This window comes from Chenggangzhangella methanolivorans (assembly GCF_042648545.1).
Taxonomy (GTDB): domain Bacteria; phylum Pseudomonadota; class Alphaproteobacteria; order Rhizobiales; family Methylopilaceae; genus Methylopila; species Methylopila methanolivorans.
Map to the genome: position 1 here is coordinate 237,174 of NZ_JBHRXS010000004.1, position 21,321 is coordinate 258,494.

21 protein-coding genes are annotated in these 21,321 nt (G+C 68.8%); 9 read left to right on the forward strand and 12 right to left on the reverse strand.

The window, feature by feature from the left end; translation table 11 throughout:
• Positions 1-99: 99 nt before the first annotated feature.
• Positions 100-3,426: a carbamoyl-phosphate synthase large subunit gene (carB, locus tag ACFOWB_RS06450; protein ID WP_378146338.1), complete on the reverse strand. Its 3,327-nt coding sequence runs from the start codon at positions 3,424-3,426 to the stop codon at positions 100-102.
• A gap of 168 nt (positions 3,427-3,594) precedes the next feature.
• Entirely contained in the window at positions 3,595-4,302 is a 708-nt protein-coding gene (locus ACFOWB_RS06455; RefSeq protein ID WP_378146340.1) for a hypothetical protein, read from the reverse strand.
• A gap of 148 nt (positions 4,303-4,450) precedes the next feature.
• Here ACFOWB_RS06455 and ACFOWB_RS06460 point away from each other — a divergent pair, with 148 nt between their 5' ends.
• Complete coding sequence (locus ACFOWB_RS06460; RefSeq protein WP_261404088.1) at positions 4,451-5,245, forward strand: SDR family NAD(P)-dependent oxidoreductase; 795 nt, start codon at positions 4,451-4,453, stop codon at positions 5,243-5,245.
• Positions 5,246-5,284: 39 nt separating this feature from the next.
• On the opposite strand, the gene ACFOWB_RS06465 is transcribed toward ACFOWB_RS06460, so the two are convergent.
• Both ACFOWB_RS06465 and ACFOWB_RS06470 read right to left on the reverse strand, forming a co-directional pair.
• A complete protein-coding gene (locus ACFOWB_RS06465) occupies positions 5,285-5,554 on the reverse strand; it encodes a hypothetical protein (protein ID WP_378146343.1) in 270 nt (89 codons plus the stop codon).
• A gap of 186 nt (positions 5,555-5,740) precedes the next feature.
• Entirely contained in the window at positions 5,741-5,944 is a 204-nt protein-coding gene (locus ACFOWB_RS06470; protein ID WP_261404086.1) for a cold-shock protein, read from the reverse strand.
• Between the two features lie 297 nt (positions 5,945-6,241).
• Between ACFOWB_RS06470 and ACFOWB_RS06475 the strand changes: the two genes are divergently transcribed.
• Positions 6,242-6,772 (forward strand): cupin, encoded by a 531-nt coding sequence (locus ACFOWB_RS06475; RefSeq protein WP_378146345.1) that lies wholly within the window; start codon positions 6,242-6,244, stop codon positions 6,770-6,772.
• On the opposite strand, the gene ACFOWB_RS06480 is transcribed toward ACFOWB_RS06475, so the two are convergent.
• The 4 genes from ACFOWB_RS06480 to carA are packed head-to-tail and all read right to left on the reverse strand — an operon-like array spanning position 6,769 to position 10,525.
• Entirely contained in the window at positions 6,769-7,926 is a 1,158-nt protein-coding gene (locus ACFOWB_RS06480; protein WP_261404084.1) for an MFS transporter, read from the reverse strand. The two genes, ACFOWB_RS06475 and ACFOWB_RS06480, sit on opposite strands and share 4 nt — an antisense overlap.
• Entirely contained in the window at positions 7,923-8,489 is a 567-nt protein-coding gene (locus ACFOWB_RS06485; protein WP_378146890.1) for a GNAT family N-acetyltransferase, read from the reverse strand. Before ACFOWB_RS06485 ends, ACFOWB_RS06480 begins: the two co-directional genes overlap by 4 nt.
• The gene (locus ACFOWB_RS06490; RefSeq protein WP_378146348.1) at positions 8,489-9,310 is read right to left on the reverse strand and encodes a DUF3658 domain-containing protein; all 822 of its coding nucleotides are present in this window, start codon (positions 9,308-9,310) and stop codon (positions 8,489-8,491) included. Before ACFOWB_RS06490 ends, ACFOWB_RS06485 begins: the two co-directional genes overlap by 1 nt.
• Before the next feature lie 3 nt (positions 9,311-9,313).
• A complete protein-coding gene (gene carA / locus ACFOWB_RS06495) occupies positions 9,314-10,525 on the reverse strand; it encodes a glutamine-hydrolyzing carbamoyl-phosphate synthase small subunit (RefSeq protein WP_378146350.1) in 1,212 nt (403 codons plus the stop codon).
• A gap of 121 nt (positions 10,526-10,646) precedes the next feature.
• On the opposite strand from carA, the gene ACFOWB_RS06500 reads away from it, so the two are divergent.
• Entirely contained in the window at positions 10,647-11,099 is a 453-nt protein-coding gene (locus ACFOWB_RS06500; protein ID WP_261404081.1) for a GatB/YqeY domain-containing protein, read from the forward strand.
• A gap of 121 nt (positions 11,100-11,220) precedes the next feature.
• On the opposite strand, the gene ACFOWB_RS06505 is transcribed toward ACFOWB_RS06500, so the two are convergent.
• Together ACFOWB_RS06505 and ACFOWB_RS06510 are read right to left on the reverse strand one after the other, a co-directional pair.
• The gene (locus ACFOWB_RS06505) at positions 11,221-11,598 is read right to left on the reverse strand and encodes a PH domain-containing protein (RefSeq protein WP_261404080.1); all 378 of its coding nucleotides are present in this window, start codon (positions 11,596-11,598) and stop codon (positions 11,221-11,223) included.
• 29 nt (positions 11,599-11,627) lie between these two features.
• A complete protein-coding gene (locus ACFOWB_RS06510; protein WP_261404079.1) occupies positions 11,628-12,230 on the reverse strand; it encodes an isochorismatase family protein in 603 nt (200 codons plus the stop codon).
• Between the two features lie 132 nt (positions 12,231-12,362).
• On the opposite strand from ACFOWB_RS06510, the gene ACFOWB_RS06515 reads away from it, so the two are divergent.
• From ACFOWB_RS06515 to ACFOWB_RS06525, 3 genes are all read left to right on the forward strand, one after another.
• Entirely contained in the window at positions 12,363-13,238 is an 876-nt protein-coding gene (locus ACFOWB_RS06515) for an extensin-like domain-containing protein (protein WP_261404078.1), read from the forward strand.
• A 70-nt stretch (positions 13,239-13,308) separates the two neighbouring features.
• Entirely contained in the window at positions 13,309-13,563 is a 255-nt protein-coding gene (locus tag ACFOWB_RS06520; protein WP_261404077.1) for a type II toxin-antitoxin system ParD family antitoxin, read from the forward strand.
• Positions 13,560-13,925, forward strand: a complete 366-nt coding sequence (locus ACFOWB_RS06525; protein WP_378146354.1) for a type II toxin-antitoxin system RelE/ParE family toxin — start codon at positions 13,560-13,562, stop codon at positions 13,923-13,925. The genes ACFOWB_RS06520 and ACFOWB_RS06525 overlap by 4 nt, the downstream gene beginning before the upstream one ends.
• Position 13,926: 1 nt before the next feature.
• Here the strand turns inward: ACFOWB_RS06525 and panB are convergent, their stop codons facing one another.
• On the reverse strand, positions 13,927-14,790 hold the full coding sequence (gene panB, locus ACFOWB_RS06530) for a 3-methyl-2-oxobutanoate hydroxymethyltransferase (RefSeq protein ID WP_378146357.1): 864 nt from the start codon (positions 14,788-14,790) through the stop codon (positions 13,927-13,929).
• Positions 14,791-14,798: 8 nt separating this feature from the next.
• A complete protein-coding gene (locus tag ACFOWB_RS06535) occupies positions 14,799-18,575 on the reverse strand; it encodes a hydantoinase B/oxoprolinase family protein (RefSeq protein ID WP_378146359.1) in 3,777 nt (1,258 codons plus the stop codon).
• A 234-nt stretch (positions 18,576-18,809) separates the two neighbouring features.
• On the opposite strand from ACFOWB_RS06535, the gene ACFOWB_RS06540 reads away from it, so the two are divergent.
• From ACFOWB_RS06540 to ACFOWB_RS06550, 3 genes are all read left to right on the forward strand, one after another.
• A complete protein-coding gene (locus tag ACFOWB_RS06540) occupies positions 18,810-19,547 on the forward strand; it encodes a TerB family tellurite resistance protein (RefSeq protein WP_378146361.1) in 738 nt (245 codons plus the stop codon).
• The gene (locus ACFOWB_RS06545; RefSeq protein ID WP_378146363.1) at positions 19,544-20,290 is read left to right on the forward strand and encodes an N-acetylmuramoyl-L-alanine amidase; all 747 of its coding nucleotides are present in this window, start codon (positions 19,544-19,546) and stop codon (positions 20,288-20,290) included. The genes ACFOWB_RS06540 and ACFOWB_RS06545 overlap by 4 nt, the downstream gene beginning before the upstream one ends.
• Before the next feature lie 119 nt (positions 20,291-20,409).
• Positions 20,410-21,264: a transglycosylase SLT domain-containing protein gene (locus ACFOWB_RS06550; RefSeq protein ID WP_378146365.1), complete on the forward strand. Its 855-nt coding sequence runs from the start codon at positions 20,410-20,412 to the stop codon at positions 21,262-21,264.
• Positions 21,265-21,321: the final 57 nt, after the last annotated feature.

Consider the following 21,321-nt stretch of genomic DNA (forward strand, 5'->3'; position numbering starts at 1 on the left):
AAAACGTCGCGCCCGCCGTGTGCCGACAGCGAGCGCGCATAAGATCAGAAACGTCGGAAGCCCGTTCGACGTTCCGGTCGGTTCGGCGAGCCGGGCCGCTCAGCCGAAATAGGACTGCAGCGACCGCACTTCCAGATCGTCGCCCAGATAGGCCTTGATCCCTTGCGCCGCCGCCACCGCGCCGGACAGCGTCGTATAGTACGGCACTTTGTGCAAGAGGGCCGCGCGGCGGAGAGACCGGCTGTCGGCGAGCGCCTGAGCGCCGTCGGTCGTGTTGAAGACGAGCTGCACCCCGCCGTTCTTGATGGCGTCCACGACGTGCGGACGGCCCTCCAGCACCTTGTTGATCTTATGCGCCTTAACGCCGTTGGCGACGAGGTGCTTCTGGGTGCCCGACGTCGCGATCACCTTGAAGCCGAGCTCGGCCAGCATCTTCACCGGCGCGAGGATCCGGTCCTTGTCGGCCTCCTTCACGGAGACGAACAGCACGCCCTCGCGCGGGACCCGCGTGCCGCCGCCGAGCTGGCTCTTGGCGAAGGCGACGCCGTAGTCGCGGTCGAGGCCCATGACCTCGCCGGTCGAGCGCATCTCGGGCCCGAGCACAGTGTCGACGCCGGGGAAGCGGGCGAAGGGGAACACCGCCTCCTTCACGCCGATATGGCCGAGCGGCTCTTCCTTCAGGCCGAAGGACGCGAGGCTTTCGCCCGCCATCACGCGCGAGGCGATCTTGGCGAAGGGCTTTCCGACCACCTTCGCGACGAAGGGCACCGTGCGCGAGGCGCGGGGATTCACTTCCAGAACGTAGATGACGCCGTCCTTGATGGCGTACTGCACGTTCATGAGGCCGCCGACCTCGAGCGCGAGCGCGAGCGCGCGGGTCTGGCTCTTCAGCGTCTCGATCAGCTCTTCGGAGAGCGAATGCGGCGGCAGCGAGCAGGCGCTGTCGCCCGAATGCACGCCGGCTTCCTCGATATGCTCCATGATGCCGCAGACGAACACGTCCTTGCGGTCGCAGAGCGCGTCGACGTCGACCTCGATGGCGTCGGACAGATAGCGGTCGAACAGCAGCGGGTTACGCGACAGCACCGTGTTGATCTGGCCGGTCTTGTCGTTCGGATAGCGCTGCTTGACGTCTTCCGGCACGAGGTCCGGCAGGGTGCCGAGCAGGTAGTCCGACAGCATCTTCTCGTCGTGCAGGATCGCCATCGCCCGGCCGCCGAGCACGTAGGACGGGCGCACGACCAGCGGGAAGCCGAGGTCGGAGGCCACGATCCGCGACTGTTCGACCGAATAGGCGATCCCATTCATCGGCTGCACGAGGCCGAGCTTGTCGAGCAGGCGCTTGAAGCGGTCGCGGTCTTCGGCGAGGTCGATCGCGTCGGGCGTGGTGCCGAGGATCGGGATCCCGGCCTTTTCGAGCGCGGTGGCGAGTTTCAGCGGAGTCTGGCCGCCGAACTGCACGATGACGCCGTGGAGCGTGCCGTTCTGGCGCTCGGTCTCGAGGATCTCGAGCACGTCCTCGGCGGTCAGCGGCTCGAAATAGAGTCGGTCGGAGGTGTCGTAGTCGGTCGAGACCGTCTCGGGATTGCAGTTGACCATGATGGTCTCGTAGCCGGCCTCGGTCAGCGCGAAGCAGGCGTGGCAGCAGCAGTAGTCGAACTCGATGCCCTGGCCGATCCGGTTCGGTCCGCCGCCCAGGATCACGACCTTCTTGCGGTCGGAGGGCTGCGCCTCGTCCTGGGGCTCGCCGCCGGCGAAGGGCGGCGCGTAGGTCGAGTACATGTAGGCGGTCGGCGAGGCGAACTCGGCCGCGCAGGTGTCGATGCGCTTGTAGACCGGCCGCACGCCGAGCGAGCGGCGGCGCGCCTGGACCTGCTCGGCCGAGAGCTTGGAGAGCGTGCCGAGGCGGGCGTCCGAGAACCCTTGCGCCTTCAGGCGCCGGAACGACTTCTCGGTCGTCGGCAGGCCGTGGCGGCGAACCTTCTCCTCGGTCTCCACCAGCGTCTTGATCTGCGAGATGAACCACGGGTCGAAAGCGCAGGCCTCGTGGATCTCCTCGATGGTGAAGCCGTGGCGCAGCGCCTGCGCGACCTTCAGCAGCCGGTCCGGCGTCGGCTTGCCGAGCGCGGCGCGGATGGCGTTCTTGTCGTCGCCCTGGCCGATGCCGTCGATCTCGATCTCGTCGAGGCCTGTGAGGCCGGTCTCGAGCGAGCGCAGCGCCTTCTGGAGGCTCTCGGCGAAGGAGCGGCCGATCGCCATCGCCTCGCCGACCGACTTCATCGAGGTGGTGAGCGTGGGCTCGGCGCCCGGGAACTTTTCGAAGGCGAAGCGCGGGATCTTCGTGACGACGTAGTCGATCGTCGGCTCGAACGAGGCAGGCGTCGCGCCGCCCGTGATGTCGTTCTCGATTTCGTCGAGCGTGTAGCCGACGGCGAGCTTGGCCGCGACCTTGGCGATCGGGAAGCCGGTGGCCTTGGAGGCGAGCGCGGAGGAGCGCGACACGCGCGGGTTCATCTCGATCACGATCATGCGGCCCGTCTTCGGGTCGATCGCGAACTGGACGTTGGAGCCGCCGGTCTCGACGCCGATCTCGCGCAGCGTCGCGAGCGAGGCGTCGCGCATGCGCTGATATTCCTTGTCGGTCAGCGTGAGCGCCGGCGCGATGGTGATCGAGTCGCCGGTGTGGATGCCCATCGGGTCGACGTTCTCGATCGAGCAGACGATGATGCAGTTGTCCGCCTTGTCGCGGACGACCTCCATCTCGTACTCCTTCCAGCCGAGCACGCTTTCCTCGATCAGAACCTCGTCGGTCGGCGAGGCGTCGACGCCGCGCTCGACGATCTCGAGGAACTCCTCGCGATTGTACGCGATGCCGCCGCCGGTGCCGCCCATGGTGAAGCTCGGGCGGATGATCGCGGGAAGGCCGATCTCCTCGAAGGCGACGAGCGCCTCGGAGAGGTTATGGGCCAGCATCGAGCGCGGGGTCTCGAGGCCGATCCTGGTCATGGCCTCGCGAAAGAGCTCGCGGTCCTCGGCCATGTCGATGGCTTCGGCGGTCGCGCCGATCATCTCGACGTCGTGGCGCTCGAGCGCGCCCATCTTCTTCAGCGACAGCGCGCAGTTGAGCGCGGTCTGGCCGCCCATCGTCGGCAGGAGCGCGAAGCCGCCCGGAACGACGTTGCGCTCCTTGGCGATGATCTTCTCGACGATCTCGGGCGTGATCGGCTCGACGTAGGTTGCGTCCGCCATGTCCGGGTCGGTCATGATGGTGGCGGGGTTCGAGTTCACCAGCACGATCCGGTAGCCCTCTTCCTTCAGGGCCTTCACCGCTTGCGTGCCGGAATAGTCGAATTCGCAGGCCTGCCCGATGACGATCGGTCCCGCGCCGATGATGAGGATCGTCGCGATGTCGGTGCGTTTGGGCATCGGGTCTTTCCATCGGGCGCCGGCAGGCGGCGCGGCGCCGCCGCTCGAAGAAGAGCGGAGCGCGGAGGAGTCATGCGTGGCTGAGCGCGTTCCTTACACAGTCGCGCGCTGGCAGGGAAGCCGGGCTTTGGGCTTTCCCCGACGCCGGGGCCGCGCGCGTGCGCGCCGTCACAGCGCGAAAGGAATGTCGGGCTTGCGAGAGGGCGTGCCGGGCGGCGGCGCCTCGCGCCAGCCGGGCTCGTGATAGAGCCCGAGACCGTAGCCGAGAAAGGCGTACATCCGATCCCACATCGGCGAGCGGACGCCCGCCACATAGCCTTCGTACTCGCACAGGGCCTTGTCGCGCCAGCGCTCGGCGATCTCGGGGGCGACGAAGGCGAAGAACACTGTGTCGCCGTCGGTCGCGTCGATCGACAGCAGGGCGTCGCCTTTCCCGGCGAGCGCGGCATCGAGCTCCGCCGCCGCCTCCGCGAACGTCGCGCAGAAAGTCTCCACGTAGCGCGAAAGAGCGTCGGGCGCGTCCCACAGGCCGCTGAAGTCGTCGGCCAGCATCGGGCCGAACACGGCCTTGGCGGCGGGCGGGAGATCGTCCGGAGAGAACCGCCCTTCGTCGCGCCAGCGGTGAAGCAGCTCGATGACGTATTTGTCCTCGACGTCCTGGACGTGGCCCTCGTTGTTGAGGTGCGAGACCGTCGCGAGATAGGCGCGGGCCTGCGGCCCATAGTCCTCGGAGCCGTAGAAGCCCATCTGCTCGGGCACAGTCGGCGGCGCGGCCGCGAACGCCTGCGCCCGGGCGACGGCGTCCGGATCGCCCTTTGAGAAATCGCGCGCGAAGCGGACGAGGACGGGGTCTGCGGTCATGGCGTCTTCGGTCATGGCCGCGCACCTAAGGCGGCGCGCCTGCGGCTCAATGTTCCGCGAGCGGGCAAGAGCGAGAATTGCGCGGGGCGTCGCCCTAACTGCACAGTCGGACCCGAGGCCGAGCGCCGTCTCCCATCCCATTCCGACCCGCCGAGAGAGATCCATGTCGCTTTTCGAGAACAACCGCACGGTGCTGATCACCGGGGCTTCGTCGGGCATCGGCGTGGAGCTCGCGCGGCTGTTCGCGGCCAACGGCGACAAGATCATCCTGACCGCGCGGCGCGCGGACCGGCTGAAGGCGCTCGCCAAGGAGTTCTGGGACAAGCACGCCATCGAGGCGGCGGTCGCGCCGGCGGATCTGGCGAAGCCCGACGGCGCGAAGGAGCTCGCGATCGCGATCGGCCGCAAGGGCCTCGTCGTCGACGTGCTGGTCAACAACGCAGGCTTCGGCCTGCGCGGCGACTTCGCCAAGCTGCCGCTCGACCGCCAGCTCGCCATGGTCCAGGTCAACGTGACCGCGCCGACCGCGCTCGCCGGCCTCTTCCTTCCCGGCATGCTGGCGCGCGGCAAGGGCGGCATCCTGAACGTCGCCTCGCTCGCGGCCTTCCAGGCGGGCCCCGAGATGGCGGTCTACTACGCCAGCAAGGCCTATCTGCTGTCGCTTTCCGAAGCGCTGCACGAAGAGGCCAAGAGCAAGAACGTGACCGTCACCGCGCTCTGTCCCGGGCCGGTGCCGACCGAATTCGGCGAAGTCGCCAAGATGGGCGACGCGGCGCTGTTCAAGACCGGCGTGGTCTCGGCCGAAGACGTCGCCAAAGCGGGGTTCGAGGGTTTTCAGGCGGGCGAGGCGATCGTCATCCCCGGCGCGCTGCCGAAGCTCGGCGCGTTCGGCACGCGCTTCATCCCGCGCGGCGTCTCGCGCCGTCTCGCCCACGAGCTCCAGCGCGTGAAGGAGTGAGGCGCCCGCCGCCCCCGGCGGCGAGGCGCCGCGAGGACCTCAGTCCTCGGCGTCGTCGGCGGTCGGCGCCGCGCCGGGATCGACCATGTATTTGGTGATGACCAGCGCCTTCTCGAGGATCAGCGGGTCGGCGATCAGGCCGACGAACAGCGCCACCGCGTGCGGCACCTCGGTCTTCTCGGTCAGCCACTTGTCGACGCGCTTGGCGGGCACGCCATAGAGCGCGGCGAACTGCTCAGGCGTGATGCTCGCTGTCTTGAGCCCGTGCGCGAGATCCGCGCCCGAAATGCGGCGATAGCTCATCGGCATGTCTGTCCGGTTCTCCTGATCAAGCGGACCGGTCCGCCCCCGGGGACGCGCCGTAGCCCATGCGGGGCCGGGTTGGGAAGCCCGCGGCCGGCGCGACAAAAACGAACGGGGCGCTTCTTGCGAAGCGCCCCGCCGGAATTTCAGTGTCGGTCCGACGGGCAAGGCCCGCGCGCCCCGACGGCCCGATCACTCGGCCTTCAGGTTCGCGGCCTTGGTCTTGCCGCGATCCATGACGACTTCGAACGCCACCTTCTGGCCCTCGACGAGGGTGTGAAGGCCCGAACGCTCGACGTCCGAAATGTGAACGAACACGTCCTTCGAGCCGTCGACCGGCTGAATGAAACCGTATCCCTTCTGGGTGTTGAAGAACTTGACGGTGCCGCTGGGCATTCCTGCTTCCCTCAAAGACAAGCGCGTGTGCGCATTTGGCCGATCGATCACACGATCCATCTGCCGGGCACAATCTCAACTTTGGTGCGTGTCGTTCGGGCGAAGCTAAGGCGGGGATACCGCCGATGCGAAGGCCAGACAGGGCGTCCAAAATCCGATTGCAGATGCGACTATGGCGCATAGGCGCCGGGCTCAGTCAAGCCGGCCGATGGGAAGCTTTCCCGGAACGAGCAGGGCCCGTCGCCGTTCCCGCCTAGGATGCGGCTGTCCCCGGCCGCCAAAAACAAGGCTCCTAAGTTGTCGAACGACGATATGAGGACGCTCGCGCTCCGCTTTTCCGATGACGGCGCGACGCCCAACCACCCACGCTTCGAACTTCTGCTTCACCGCGGCGCGCTAAAGGCGTCGGCCGGCGGCGACAGCGCGGCGGCGATCGAGGCGCTGTTCGCGGCCAATGGCTGGGGCGGCTTCTGGCGCGACGGCGTCTATCCCTTCCACCACTACCATTCGACCTGCCACGAGGCGCTTGGCGTCGCCCATGGCTGGGCGGAGGTTCGATTCGGCGGCGAGGCCGGCGAGACGCTGAGGCTGGAGACGGGCGACGTCGCGGTCCTGCCCGCCGGAACGGGCCACAAGCGGATCGACGCCAGCCCGGACTTCCTCGTCGTCGGCGCCTATCCGGCCGACGAGCCCTACGACATGATCCGCTCCGACGACGTCGCGGCCCATGAGGCCGCCGTCGCGCGAATCGCAGAGACGCCGGTTCCGGCGACCGACCCGGTGTTCGGCCCTGCGGGCGGGCTCAGGGAGCGTTGGGGACGCTCCTAGCGCGCGCTCGCCTTCAGGCCGATCGCGGCCGCGAGAGCGCCGCCGGCGAGCGCGAGCGACAGCCAGAGCGCGGCCTCGCTGCCCCACCGCTCGATCACGAGCGCATAGGCGACCGGCGCGCCGGCCGACAGCAGGAAGCTCGGCGCGATCAGCCGGCCGACCAGCGACCCATAGGTCGCCGGATCGAACAGCGCGAGCGGCAGCGTGCCGCGCGTGATGGTCGAGAGCCCGTTGCCCGCCCCGAACAAGAGCGCGAAGGCTGCGGCCGCCCCCATGAGCGGCGCGCCGAACGCCGCGGCGAAGCCCAACGGCAGCATGAGGGCTGCGAGGAGGTTGAGGTCGACGGCGCTCAGCCGCGCGCCGAACAGAACCTCGCAGCCGCGCGCGCCCGTCTGCCCGAAGCCGCGCAGCGCCGCGATCCAGACCGCCGCCTGGAGCGGAAGACCGAGCGCCGCCAGGATTCCGATCATATGCGCGGACATCGCCGAGTTGAGCGCGCTCACCAGCGCGACCGCGATCGCGTAGAGCACGGCCGCGCGGCGCGAGCCGCGGCGCACGGGCTCGGGCGCATCAGCTTTCGGATCGGGCGCGGGCGCGGCGTGGCGGCCGTTCGGGATCCCGATATGCAGCAGCGCCGAGGCCGCGCAGATCAGCGCATAGGCCGTCACCGCGCCGCGCCAGCCGAAGGCGTCGGCGAGCGCGTCGCCGAGCGGCCAGAACACGGTGGAGGCGAGCCCGCCGAGCAAGGTGATCTGCGCCATCGCGGCCTTGGCGTCGCGCCCGCCGATCCGCGCCAGCGCCGCGAAGGCGGCGTCGTAGAGCATCAAGCGCATCGCGACGCCGATCACGACCCAGGCGGCGCAGTAGCTCCAGGGTCCGTGCGCGAGCGCGAGGCCCGCGCAGCCCGCCGCGCCGACGAGCGAACCGGCGGTCATCACCGCCCGGCCGCCATGGCGGTCGATCGCGCGGCCGACGGCGGGCGAGGCGAGCGCCATGGCGAGCAGGCCGACCGAGAAGCCGCCCTGCACGGCCGACAGGCTCCAGCCGAGGTCGGCCGCGATGCGCGGCGCGAAGACGCCGACGAGATAGTAAGTGGCGCCCCAGCCGATCAGCTGCCCGAGCCCGAGCCGCAGGACCAGGCTGCGGCTTATCAATCCCTTTGGTCCGGGAGCGTCTCGCCGCCCCGGCCGAGCGGCAGCTGCATCATCACGCTGTCGACCCAGCGGCCGAACTTGAAGCCGACGTCGGAAAACGTCCCCACGTCGCGGAACCCGAGCGAGGCGTGGAGCGCGATCGAGCCGGCGTTGGCGCTGTCGCCGATCACCGCGATCATCTGGCGGAAACCCGCGGCCTCGCAGCGTGCGATGGTCTCGGCCAGCAGCGCCTTGCCGACGCCGCGCCCGAGCGCGTCGGGGGCGACATAGACCGAGTCCTCGACCGTGTGGCGATAGGCCGGGCGCGCGCGGTAGCTGCCGGCGTAGGCGTAGCCGGCGACGCGGCCGTCGAGTTCGGCGACGAGGTAGGGCGCGCCGAGCGCGAGCACGACCAGTCGCCGCGCGGCCATCTCGGCGGGGGAGGGCGGGACCTCCTCGAAGCTCGCGCAGCCGGTCAGGACGTGATGCGCGTAGATCTCGGCGACCGCGTCCATGTCGGCGTCGGTCGCGTCGCGGACGAGAAGATCAGATCGTGCAGGGGGATCAAACACGGCGGATCGCATCATGGCTGCGAGGAAGGCAGCTTTACCTCCCAGTACCGGATGCTTCCATAGATGTCGCCCGCAGCTTCGAGCCGGCCAGCCTCGACGAGCGCGCATAGGCGGACGGCGAGCGGTAGGTCGCCGACGGGCCAGCCGTCGCGCTCGTCCATGTCCGCCAAAACTTCGCCGATGACGCGTGCGGCTTTCCGCAGCGTCGTCGACGTTTTTGAGAGAAGCTGCTGGTCGAAGGCTTCGATCGGCAGGGAGACGGGCGCCCCGGCATGGACGGCCCGGAACGCGCCGTTCTCGGCTACGAGGCGCGAAACCTCGTCCCGCGCCTCGGCGCGCTCCTTCGCCGTGACGGGGCGGGCGAGTTCGATTAGGCGCTGCTCGACAATTTGATAAGGCGCTATGCGCGCGACGGGCCGACGACGAAGACTCGTAGGATCGCGCCAATCCGGAAAAAGCACGTCCGAGATGTCGATCACTTCCGCCAGAGCCTCGCTCAGTCGCGCGGCCCAAAACAGGAAGCCGATCCAGTCCTGAGCCCCGTGCCGCGTCGTCCATGCGATGAGGCGGCGGTCGGGGGCGAGCGCTTTCGGCCAGAAGTCCGTGTGGCGCTGCCCGATCAGGCCACGTTCGTAATCGACGCCCAGGACCTCGTCGAACCAGCGCTCGCGCGCGGGCAGATCGCCCAGGTCGAGCGGCCCACAGCGCAAGTCGTCGAAGAGCGCGACGACCTCGTCCGGACGGCCGAGGCTCTTCAGCGCCTCGACGAGTGACGCGCGTGCAGAAGGATTAAAGACGACGTGACGGATCGGCCGATCGTCGACGTCGCCCATCCGTCAGCCTCGCTTGCCGTCCATCAGCTCCACGAACCGCTTGAACAGGTAGTGGCTGTCCTGCGGGCCGGGCGAGGCCTCCGGGTGGTGCTGCACCGAAAAGGCCGGCCGGTCGGTGAGCTCGATGCCGGAGTTCGAGCCGTCGAACAGCGACACATGGGTCTCGCGCGCATTGGCGGGCAGACTCTCGCGATCGACCGAAAAACCGTGGTTCATCGAGACGATCTCGACCTTGCCGGTCGTCAGGTCCTTCACCGGATGGTTCGCGCCATGATGGCCCTGATGCATCTTCTCGGTCTTCGCGCCGACGGCGAGCGCCAGCATCTGGTGCCCGAGGCAGATGCCGAAGGTCGGCACGCTCTTCTCCAGAACGCCTTGGATCATCGGCACGGCGTATGCGCCCGTCGCGGCCGGGTCGCCCGGACCGTTCGACAGGAACACGCCGTCGGGCGAGAGCGCCAGAACCTCGTCGGCGGTCGCGGTCGCGGGGAGCACCGTGACCTCGCAGCCGGCCGCGGTCAGCAGGCGCAGGATGTTGCGCTTGAGGCCGTAGTCGATCGCCACGACCTTCTTGGCCGCGCCTTCCGGGCGCGCGCCATAGACGCCCGGCGCCTCGTGGCCGGGCCAGCCCCAGGCGCCTTCGTCCCAGCCGTAGCGCTGGGTCGCGCCGACCATCGGCACGAGGTCCTGGCCCTCGAGGCCGGGGAAGGCGGCGAGTTCGGCCTTGAGCTTCGCGTCGTCGATCTCGCCGTCGGGCGCATGGGCGATGACGGCGTTCGGCATGCCCTTCTCGCGCACGAGCGCGGTGAGAGCGCGGGTGTCGACGCCGGTGATCGCGACAATGCCGTGGGCCTTCAGCCAGGCGTCGAGGCTGCGGGTCGCGCGCCAGTTCGACGGGTCGGTGACGTCGGCCGAGAACACCGCGCCGCGCACGCCCGAGGCGGCCGCCGCCTTGATGGTCTCGAGGTCGTCCTCGTTCACGCCGACATTGCCGATGTGGGGGAACGTGAAGGTGATGATCTGGCCGGCGTAGGAGGGGTCCGTCAGGATCTCCTGATAGCCTGTCATCGCGGTGTTGAAGCAGAGCTCCCCGGCCGCGACGCCTTCGGCGCCGAAGCCTTCGCCCTCGATCACGGTCCCGTCCGCCAGCAGCAGGCGGGCGGTGGGGCGCGTTTCTTCCCAGCCGCGGTCGGCCGTGTTCGTCGCAAGCGTCATGATTGTCTTGACCCAAGAGCCGGCGGCCAATAGGGCGGTCGGCGTCGGCCGGAACCTAGGCGCCGACCCCGGCGCCGTCAACAAAGCGGCGCGACAGACGACGTAAAGGACTGGAAACCCCATGCGCGAGGCGATCTCGGCGGCCCTGAAAGAGTCCATGAAAGCCCGCGACGCCGACCGTACGGGCACGCTGCGCCTCGTCGTGGCCGCGTTCAAGGACCGTGACATCGAGGCCCGCGGCGCCGGCAAGGAGACCGCGACCGACGACGAGCTGAAGCAGCTGCTCGCCAAGATGGTGAAGCAGCGCCAGGAGTCGGCCGCGATCTACGAGGAGAACGCCCGGCCCGAACTCGCCGCCAAGGAGAAGGCCGAGATCGCAGTCATCCAGGAGTTTCTGCCCAAGCAGCTGTCGGACGAGGAGGTGTCGGCCGCGATCGACGCCGCCATCGCCGAGACGGGCGCGGCCTCCATGAAGGACATGGGCAAGGTCATGGGCGCGCTGAAGGCCAAGTACACCGGCATGATCGACTTCGCGGCCGCCAACGGCGCGATCAAGGCGAAGCTGCAGGGCTGAGAGCCTGGCGGCGCCGTTTCCGGCTCCTCCGTCATGCCCAGAGTTGACTTGATCCGGGCGTCTATCCGTCGGCCGCGTCTGCGGCCGATGGATCCTCAAGCCCGAGGATGGCGACCTGCATTCACCGCAGCACGCCGGCGGCCAGCGCCCTCTGGATCCCCGCCACGTCGACGCCGCGTGCGAGCGTCCGCTCCAGCGGCGCGCTCTGGCCCGAAACCCAGATCCGCATCTCGGCCTCCATGTCGAAGGTGCCGGCGGTCTCGATCGAGAACTGGGTGATGGCCCGGTAGGGGATCGAGTGATGCTCGACCTTGCGGCCGGTGATCCCCTGCTTGTCGATCAGGATCAGGCGCTTGTCGGTGAACACGTACATGTCGCGCACGAGCTTGAACGCGAGCCCCACCACCTCGCCCGGAGCCAGGATCGGCGCGAGGTCGCGCTGAACGGTCTCCGTCGAGGCGCTGGAGGCGTGCCCGAGCAGGCCGTCGAAAATGCCCATCGCGTCGTCTCCCGTCCTTCGTCGCCAGCCTATTTCGACAACCCCTCGGCGTCCTTCACCACCACGGCGAAGAGGTCCGCGAGGCCCGCCAGCGCGCCGTCATGCACCTCCTGCGCCGAGCGCGAGGCCTTGCCGACAGCGCCGGGAAGCGGGCGGCTCGCGGTCGCGTTCTCGACGATGGTGACGCCGTAGCCGAGATCCACCGCCGCGCGGGCGGTCGAGTCGACGCACATATGCGTCATGAAGCCCGTCAGGATCAGGTTCTTGCGCCCGAGCTTCTCGAGCGCCGGCTTGAACTCGGGATTGGTGAAGCCGTTCGGCAGCTCCTTCTTGAACACCGGCTCGCCGTCCTTGGGCGCGGCCTGCGGGGCGATCTCGGCGCCTTGCGTGCCCTCGACGAAGACGCCGGCCGGCGCGCGGTGCGCGAGATGGACGATCGGCGTCCCGGCGGCGCGCGCGGCGGCGAGCAGATCGGCGATCGCGCCGAGCGCCGGGCCGACGCCGGGGAGCGCGATCGGGCCGTCGACATATTCGTTCTGCGCGTCGATCACCACGAGCGTCGCGTCCTTAAGGGAGGCCGGCTGCGGGTCCGCTCCAGCGAGTTCGATCAGGGTCTTGGGCGCGTCGGTCATGGTCGTCTCCTCATGGTCGGGCGGACCTTGGCGCACACACCTAGGGCGCAGAAGCCGCCGCGTCGTCAGACTTTCCGACGAGGTCGGCGGCGTTGATCGGACGTTAACCGGAAGGCTCTCATTTTAGAGGGCATGAAGGCCCGTGTTGCGTATGGTCTCATCGCCGTCTGTCTGATCGGCGCGCTTGCGGCCTGCGGCTCCTTCAAGAGGGAGCAGCGGGCCGCCTGGCGCGGCGAGGCCGAGCGCGTGTGCCTCGCGCGCGGCCTCATCGTGCCGACCTCCTTCTCGCGGCCCGTGAAGGAGATCGACGGTCCGGGCGTCTGCGGGCTCGAACATCCGTTCTCGATCACCGCCGTCCAGGAAGGCGACACCGCGATCGATCCGTCGGCGCGGCTCGGCTGCCCGATGAACGCCGCCGTCAACGACTGGATGCGCGACGTCGTGCAGCCGGCGGCGCAGGCGCGCTTCGGCATGCGCGTCGCCTCGCTGAACAACATGGCGTCCTACGGCTGCCGCACCCGCAACAACCGAAAGGGCGCCAAGCTCTCCGAGCATTCCTTCGGCAACGCGCTCGACGTCGGCGCCTTCACGCTGACGGACGGGACGCAGATCTCGGTGCTGCGCGACTGGCGGAACGGCGCGCCGGAGGCGCAGGCCTTCCTGCGCGACGTCCACGGCGGCGCCTGCGGCCTGTTCAAGACGGTGCTCGGCCCCGGAAGCGACCGGTTCCACGAGAACCACTTCCACTTCGACCTTGCGCGCCACAACGCCAAGGGCTCGGCCTATTGCCGCCCGCGCCCCGTGCGCGTGGATCCGGCGCCGCAGCAGCCAGAGATCTATGCGCCCTCCCGCGAGGACGTCGAGGACATGCCGATGAGCTACGCCCCGGCGCCCGCCTGGCCGAAGTTCATGAAGCGCGACGACGCGTTGGCCACGGGAAGCCTGCGCGGCCGCCCGAAGCTCGACCTGCTCGACGTCGCGCCGGAGGACTACGGCGACGACGAGTGAGGATTTCGGGGCGTCTTTGACAGTCGGGCGCCCCGAGCGCGATGCTATGTCCGCTTAGAAGGAGCGGGTCATGTCGGCGGTCACCATCAACCTGACGGGCGAACTCGCGGCCTTCGTGGAGGATCGCGTCGCGCGGGGATATTCCCACTCAGCGAACGAGGCCGTCGCCGAAGGGTTGCGGTTGCTTCGGGAAGAGCAGAACCGGAAACTCGAAGCGCTGAAAGCGGCGATCAACGAGGGCGTAGCCGACATCGAGGCGGGACAAATTTATGAAGGTACGATCGACGATATCCTGAACGACGTTCTGAACCGCAAACGTTCGTGAAGGTCGCTTATTCGGAACGCGCCAGACGCGACATCGACGATATCCTTGATCAAAGCCTCGGTCTTTTTGGCGACGCTCAAGCGCGCATCTACGCGGATCTTTTGAAGAAAGCGGTTGCGCTGGCTGCGGAAGATCCGGCGCGGCCATCTTCGATCGATAGATCGGAGTTTCGTCCGGGCCTTCGGTCCATACACGTCAAGCTCGCAGCCGGTGCTCGGCGAAGAGCTTCTCATCAGATTTTCTATCGCGTCGGGAGGACGGCGAGCGGTTTCAGCCAACTCGAAATCCTTCGCGTGCTCCACCAAAGCATGGACGCCGGCGCCCATATCGCCGCAGGCGTAAGCGGACTTCCTCCAGAGTAAGCTATCCCGCCGCGATCTTCGGCCCGGTCGCGCCGTAGAGGTGCTCTTCCGCCGGGAAGCGCCTTGCGCGCACGTCCTCCGCATAGGCTTCCGCCGCGGCCTTGACGGCGGCGCCGACGTCGGCGTAGCGGCGCACGAATTTCGGCACATGGCCGAACGTCATGCCCATCATGTCGTCGGTGACGAGAATCTGGCCGTCGCATTCGGCCGATGCGCCGATCCCGATCGTCGGAACCCGGATCGTCGAGGTGATGCGGGCGGCGAGCGGCGCGACGACGCCCTCTACCACCACCGCGAAGGCGCCGGCGTCGGCGACCGCGCGGGCGTCGGCGACGATCGCCTCGGCCTCGGCCGCCTGCTTGCCGCGCGCCGCATAGCCGCCGAGCGCGTTCACCGATTGCGGCTGCAGGCCGATATGGGCGAGCACCGGCACGCCGCGCGCGGTCAGGAACTCGATGGTCTCGGCCATCACCGCGCCGCCCTCGAGCTTGACGGCGTCGCAGCCCGTTTCGGCCAGGATGCGCGCGGCGGAGCGGAACGCCTGCGCCGGGCTCTCCTGATAAGAGCCGAACGGCAGGTCGACGACGACGAGCGCGTGCTTCGCGCCGCGCGACACCGCCGCGCCGTGCGCGATCATCATCTCGAGGGTGACCGGAATGGTGCTTTCGAGCCCGTACACCACCATGCCGAGGCTGTCGCCGACGAGCAGCAGGTCGCACGACTGGTCGAGCGCCTGGGCGATCGGCGTCGTGTAGGCGGTGAGGCAGACCAGGGGCTCCTTGCCCTTGGCCGCGCGGATTTTCGAGACGGTGACGGGCTTCAGCGTGCCCCCGCCCTCGATCGGGATCGGTCGACGTGCGCTCATGATGGGCGTCAGGCTCCCTCGGCGCGGCCCCAGCCGCCTCCGGTCGGCGTTTCTATGACGATCGCGTCGCCCGGGTCGACCTTGATTTGGTCGCAAGCGGCGACTTCTTCCACCCCGCCATTGGTCCGGCGCACGGAATTTCGGCCCGGCTGGCCCTCGTGGCCGCCCTCCATGCCGAAGGCCGCCACGCGTCGGCGCCCCGACAGGATCGCGCAGTCCATCGGCTCGAGGAAGCGGATGACCCGGCGAACCCCGTCGCCCGCCGACCATCGTCCGCGCCCGCCCGAGCCTTGCCGGATCGAGAACTCGTCGAGCACGACCGGGTAGCGCTGTTCGAGGATCTCCGGGTCGGTGAGCCGCGAATTCGTCATGTGGACATGGACTGCGTCGGCGCCGTCGAAGCCGGGGCCGGCGGCCGAACCCGAGCAGATCGTCTCGTAATACTGCCGCTTGTCGTCGCCAAAGGTGAGGTTGTTCATCGTGCCTTGGCTGGAGCCCATCACCTTCATGGCGCCGAACAGGCAGTCGACCACCGCCTGGCTGGTCTCGACATTGCCGGCGACGACCGCCGCGGGCGGCCGCGGATTGAGCAGAGAGCCCTCCGGCGCGACGATCTCGATCGGCCGCAGGCATCCGGCGTTCATCGGGATGTCGTCTTCGACCATCACGCGGAAACAGTAGAGCACGGCCGCGCGCGTCACTGGCTCGGGCGCGTTGAAGTTGTCGCCGCGCTGGTCGGAGGTCCCGGTGAAGTCCACTTTGGCGGTGCGGGCTTCGCGGTCGATCGTGATCTTCATGCGGATCGTCGCGCCCTGATCCATCTCGACGGCGAATTCGGCGTCGTCGAGCGTCGTCAGCGCGCGCGCGACGCTCTCGGCCGCGTTGTCCTGCACGTGGCCCATATAGGCCTGCACCACGTCGAGTCCGAAGCTCGCGATCATTTTCCTCAGCTCCGCCACGCCCTTGGCGTTGGCGGCGACCTGGGCCTTCAGATCCGCGACGTTCTGGTCCGGATTGCGGGCCGGAAAGCGCGCGCCGGCCAGTACCTCGCGGATCTCGCTTTCGAGGAACCGGCCGCCCTCGACCAGCGGCATGACGTCGATGGTGACGCCTTCCTCCTCGATGGTGGTGGCGCGCGGAGACATGGAGCCGGGCGCGACCCCGCCGATGTCGGCGTGATGGCCGCGGCTCGCGACGAGGAACAGCAGTCTTGACCCCGCCTCGTCGAACACGGGCGTCACCACGGTGACGTCCGGCAGATGCGTGCCGCCGTCGTAAGGGGCGTTGAGCACATAGGACGCATCCGGCGTCAGCCGGTCGCCGGCGCGGCGCAGCACCGCCTCGACCGAGCGGTCCATCGAGCCGAGATGCACCGGCATGTGGGGGGCGTTGGCCACCAGCGCGCCGTCGGGCGCGAAGACGGCGCAGGAGAAGTCGAGCCGCTCCTTGATGTTGACGGAAGCCGCCGTGTTCTGGAGCACGAGCCCCATCTGCTCGGCGATCGACATGAAGAGGTTGTTGAAGATCTCGAGCATCACCGGATCCGCCTCGGCTCCGACGGCCTTGCGGGTCTCGCGGGGTTTTGCGCGGGAGAGCACGAGATGGTCGCGGGGCGAAACCTCGGCGCGCCAGCCGTCCTCGACCACCACTGTCTGGTTCGGCTCGACGATGAGCGCGGGACCATCGACCCGATGCCCGACGCCAAGCGCTTCGCGGCGGAACACGGCTGCCTCGTGGGCCTGACCGCCTGAGAAAATGTCTGCGGTCCGCTCCGGTGCGGGCAGGGGCCTTTCGGCCGGGTCACGCTCCGGCTCGTCGAGCCCGGAGCCCCCGCCGAAACATTCGACCTCGACCGCCTCGACGATGAGCCCGCGCGCCTCGTCCACGAAGCCGAAGCGCGCGCGGTGGAGGTCGGCGAAGTCGGCCGCGATCCGATCGAGGTCGATGGGTTGTCCCCCCTCCCCCTTGCGGTGAGGGGCAGGGGGTGGGGGTGGCTCCGAAGGAGGCCCAGAGGGTGACGCTGCTCCACGCGCAACGGCGCCGCTCTGTTCGGAACCACCCCCACCCGTACCCTCCCCACAAGGGGGAGGGGGCGGAGACGCCGCGCCAAGTCCGAGGACCGGAACCTCAATCGTCGAATCCGTGCCGTCGTAGCGGACATGGAGGCGGACCTCCGTCACGCCGTCCTCGACGCCTTGCGCCTGAAGCTCGCCCATCGCTTCACCGCCGAGCTTTTCCATCGTCTCAGCAATGGCTTCCCCGGCTTCATGAAGCCTTAACCGCAAACTCGCCGTCCGTTCCGCGCGAATGTCGGCGAGGCCCATGCCATAGGCCGAGAGCAGGCCCGACAGCGGGTGGATCAGCACCGTGTCGATCCCGAGCGCGTCGGCGACCAGACAGGCGTGCTGGCCGCCGGCGCCGCCGAAGCAGTTGAGCGCGTATTTCGTGACGTCGTAGCCGCGCGCGACCGAGATGGTCTTGATCGCCTCCGCCATGCTGGCGACCGCGACCGCGACGAAGCCGTCGGCCGCCTGTTCGGCGGACCGCCCGTCGCCGATCTCGGCCGCGAGAGCCCCGAATTTTTCGCGCACGACTGCGGCGTCGAGCGGCTGGTCGCGGCCGGGCCCGAAGATCTTCGGAAAGAGGTCGGGCGCGAGCTTGCCCAGCATGACGTTGGCGTCGGTGACGGTGAGCGGCCCGCCGTTGCGATAGGCGGCGGGGCCGGGCGCCGCGCCGGCGGAGTCGGGGCCGACGCGGAACCGGCCCTTGTCGAAATGCAGGATCGAGCCGCCGCCGGCCGCGACCGTGTGGATGCGCATCATCGGCGCGCGCATGCGCGTTCCCGCCACCACGGTCTCGAACGAGCGCTCGAACGCGCCGTCGAAATGGGCGACGTCGGTCGAGGTGCCGCCCATGTCGAAGCCGATGACCTTGTCGAAGCCGGCCGCCTTCGCCGTCGCGGCCATCGCCACCACGCCGCCCGCGGGGCCCGAAAGAATCGCGTCCTTGCCCTGGAACAGGCTTGCGGAGGTGAGGCCGCCGGCCGAGGTCATGAACATCAGGCGGCGCGCGTCGTCCTCGGAGAGGTTCAGCTCGTCGCGGACGCGCGCCACATAGGCTGCGAGCACGGGCGTCAGATAGGCGTCCACCACCGTGGTGTCGCCGCGCCCGACGATCTTGGGCAGCCCCGACACCTCATGGCTGACCGAGACCTGGGCGAACCCCATGTCGCGCGCGATTCTGGCCGCCGCCTGCTCATGGGCGGGATGGGCGTAAGCGTGCATGAACACGATGGCGAGCGCCTCGTATCCGTCCGCCTTCAACTCCTCCAGCGAAGCGCGGAACGCGGCGTCGTCGAAGGCGCGCTCGATCGTTCCGTCGGCCCGCACGCGCTCGTCGACCTCCACGACGCGTTCATAAAGCGGCTCCGGCCGCTCGATCTGCTTGGCGAACAGTTTTGGCCGCGCCTGATAGCCGATGCGAAGCTGGTCCTTCAGCCCCTTGGTGATGAGCAGCGCGGTCCGTTCGCCCTTGCGCTCCAGCAGCGCGTTGGTGGCGACGGTCGTGCCCATCTTCACCGCGTCGATCTTCTCGGCCGGCACGGCGTCCTTGGGCCCGAGGCCGAGCAACTCCCGCACGCCCGCGACCGCCGCATCGCGATAGGCCTCCGGGTTCTCCGACAGCATCTTCTTCACATGCAGCGAGCCGTCCGGCGCGCGGCCGACGACGTCGGTGAAGGTGCCGCCCCGGTCGATCCAGAACTGCCAGCGATCGGATGAGGTCATGGAACTCGGCTGCGTGCTTCGAGACGGCCGCTGACGCGACCTCCTCGAGCCATGAGGAAGGTGGGAGGGTGATAGAAGCGGCGAGAAGCCTACTCAACCTCTCTCATGCTGAGGAGCCGGCAAAAGGGCCGGCGTCTCGAAGCACGCAGTTGGCCTCCGCGGCGTTGCGCCAGTCGCAATGCACACTCCGGCTGCGCTAACTTGGCGCCAAGCGAATCCGGGAGCGGAAGACCAATGGCGTTCTGGGGAAAGCTCGGAGGAGCTGCGGGCGGCTTCATGCTGGGCGGGCCGCTCGGCGCGATCGCGGGCGTGATCGCCGGCCATCTGCTCGTCGACCGTGAGACCGACCCGGCAGTCGCGGAGGCCGAGGACCGCGACGCGAGAAGCCTCGCCTTCACCATCGGCGTCATCGCGCTCTCGGCCAAGATGGCGAAGTCCGACGGCGTCGTCGCGCCGGTCGAGGTCGAAGCGTTCCGAAAGGTGTTCGAGATCAAGCCTGACGACCTGGCGGAGGTCCAGGAGGTCTTTGACCGCGCGACCTACGATGTCGCCGGGTTCGAGTCCTACGCCAAACAATTGCACGATCTGTTCGAGGGCGAGCCCGCCACGCTCGAAGACGTGCTGCACAGCCTCGCCCACATCGCCGCCGCCGACGGGGCGATCCATGAGGCCGAGGTCAACTACCTGATGCAGGTCGCCGAGATCTTTTCGCTCGATCGCGCCAGCGTGCGGCGCGCGTTCGGACGCTATGTGCGGTTGCCCGAGGACGACCCTTACGAAATCCTCGGCGCGGAGCCTTCGGCGTCCGACGACGAGCTCAAGCGTCGCCACCGCGCGCTCGTGGCCGAAAATCACCCGGACCGGGCGCTCGCCCGCGGCCTGCCGCCGGAGGCGATCCGCGTCGCGACCTCGAAGCTCGCGGCCATCAACGCCGCCTGGGACGCGATCCGCGCCGAGCGGGCTCTGACATGAGGCCGGACAGCGCGCTGGTCTCGAAGATCATCCCCGCCGCCAATCACGACGAGCGGCGCGACGGGCGCGAGGCCGACATCCTGCTCCTGCACTACACGGGCATGACGTCCGCCGAAGCCGCGGTCGAGCAGCTGACCGAGGGCGAGGTTTCCTGCCATTACGTCGTCCTCGAGGACGGGGAGATCCTCCAGCTTGTCCCCGAAGAGCGCCGCGCCTGGCACGCGGGCCTGTCGAGCTGGGACGGCGAGACCGACGTGAATTCCGGCTCGATCGGCGTCGAGATCGTCAATCCGGGCCACGAACACGGCTACCGCGATTTTCCCGACGCGCAGGTCGCGGCGGTGATCGCGCTCTCCCGCGACATTTGCGCACGACGAGGTATTCAACCTCAGCGGGTGCTCGCTCATTCCGACGTCGCGCCGCGCCGCAAACAGGACCCGGGCGAGAAATTTCCGTGGTACCGGCTTGCCGCCGAAAACGTCGGCCACTGGGTCGCGCCGACGCCGATCGGGGAGGGCGCGCGCCTGGCTCCCGGCGAGGAGGGCGAACCGGTCGAGCATCTGCAGACGCTGCTCAGCCTCTACGGTTACGGGATCGAGATCGACGGCCGCTACAGCGCCGCGACCGAGGATGTGGTGCGGGCGTTCCAGCGGCATTTCCGTCAGGAACTCGTCGACGGCGTCGCCGACTTCTCGACCGTCGACACGTTGCGCAACCTGCTGGCGGCCTCGCCGTCCGTCTGAGGGGCCGCCGCCGAAGTCTCGCCATATGACGGCCTGACGACAGCCTGATCATGGTCGATCGGAGGTCTTTTTTCTCACGCCTAAGACCTGCCGTTGCGTAACGCATCGGGAGTGTGGACATGCGTAAATCGACGATCGTCGTCGCTCTGCTAGCGGCGACCGTCGCCTCGGCGGAAGCTTCGCCGAACTCAAGACATCTTGCCGGGGGTTCTCAGTTCTCCGGAAAATCTCAAGCCCGCGTCGCCTCGACTGCGGCCCAGACGAGAAAGTCTGAACGGCAGGTTAACGCGGCCAACGCCGCCGCCGTTCCATCCGCCGCTTCGCGCGGCGCCGCCGCCTTCACCTCGGCCCGCAACGCAGGCTCTGCGCCTGCCCAGCCGCAGGCCCCGGCTCCCAAGGCCGTCGCTTCGAAGACGGCCGGCGCGCAGCCGCGCCTCGTGAGCCGGACGAAGCAGGCGCGCGCCGAGGCCCGCGCCCGAGTCCGCGAAGCGTCGGCCCGCCGGCTTGCGCGCAAAACCAACACGGTCGCGCTCACCCGCGAGGTGCCGGTCGAGCAGATCGAGAAGCCTGCCGGCGATCTCGCGACCAATGCGCCCACGGGCTCGATCCAGGGAATGGTGACGGCCGCGGCGAAGACCGCCGGGGTGAGCCCGGCGCTCGGCCATGCGGTGGTGAAGGTCGAGTCGATGTACCAGCCGCGCGCCACCGGCAAGGGCGGTTACATCGGCCTGATGCAGCTCAGCTACCAGACGGCGCGCGGCATGGGCTTCCGCGGCAGCCGGCAGGCGCTCTACGAGCCGTCCGCCAACCTTCGATACGGCATGCGCTATCTCGCCGAAGCCGTTCGCAAGGCCGGCGGAAACACCTGCGCGGCGGTCTCGAAGTATCAGGGCGGACACGCCGTGAAGGGCGTGACGCGCGCCGGCGCGGTCTACTGCGCGAAGGTGCGCCGCTACATGGCGTCGGCGAGCTGATCGCAAGCTGCTTTCCCTTCGCCGCTTGACGCGCTCCGGCCGGCCGTCCCACAAGGG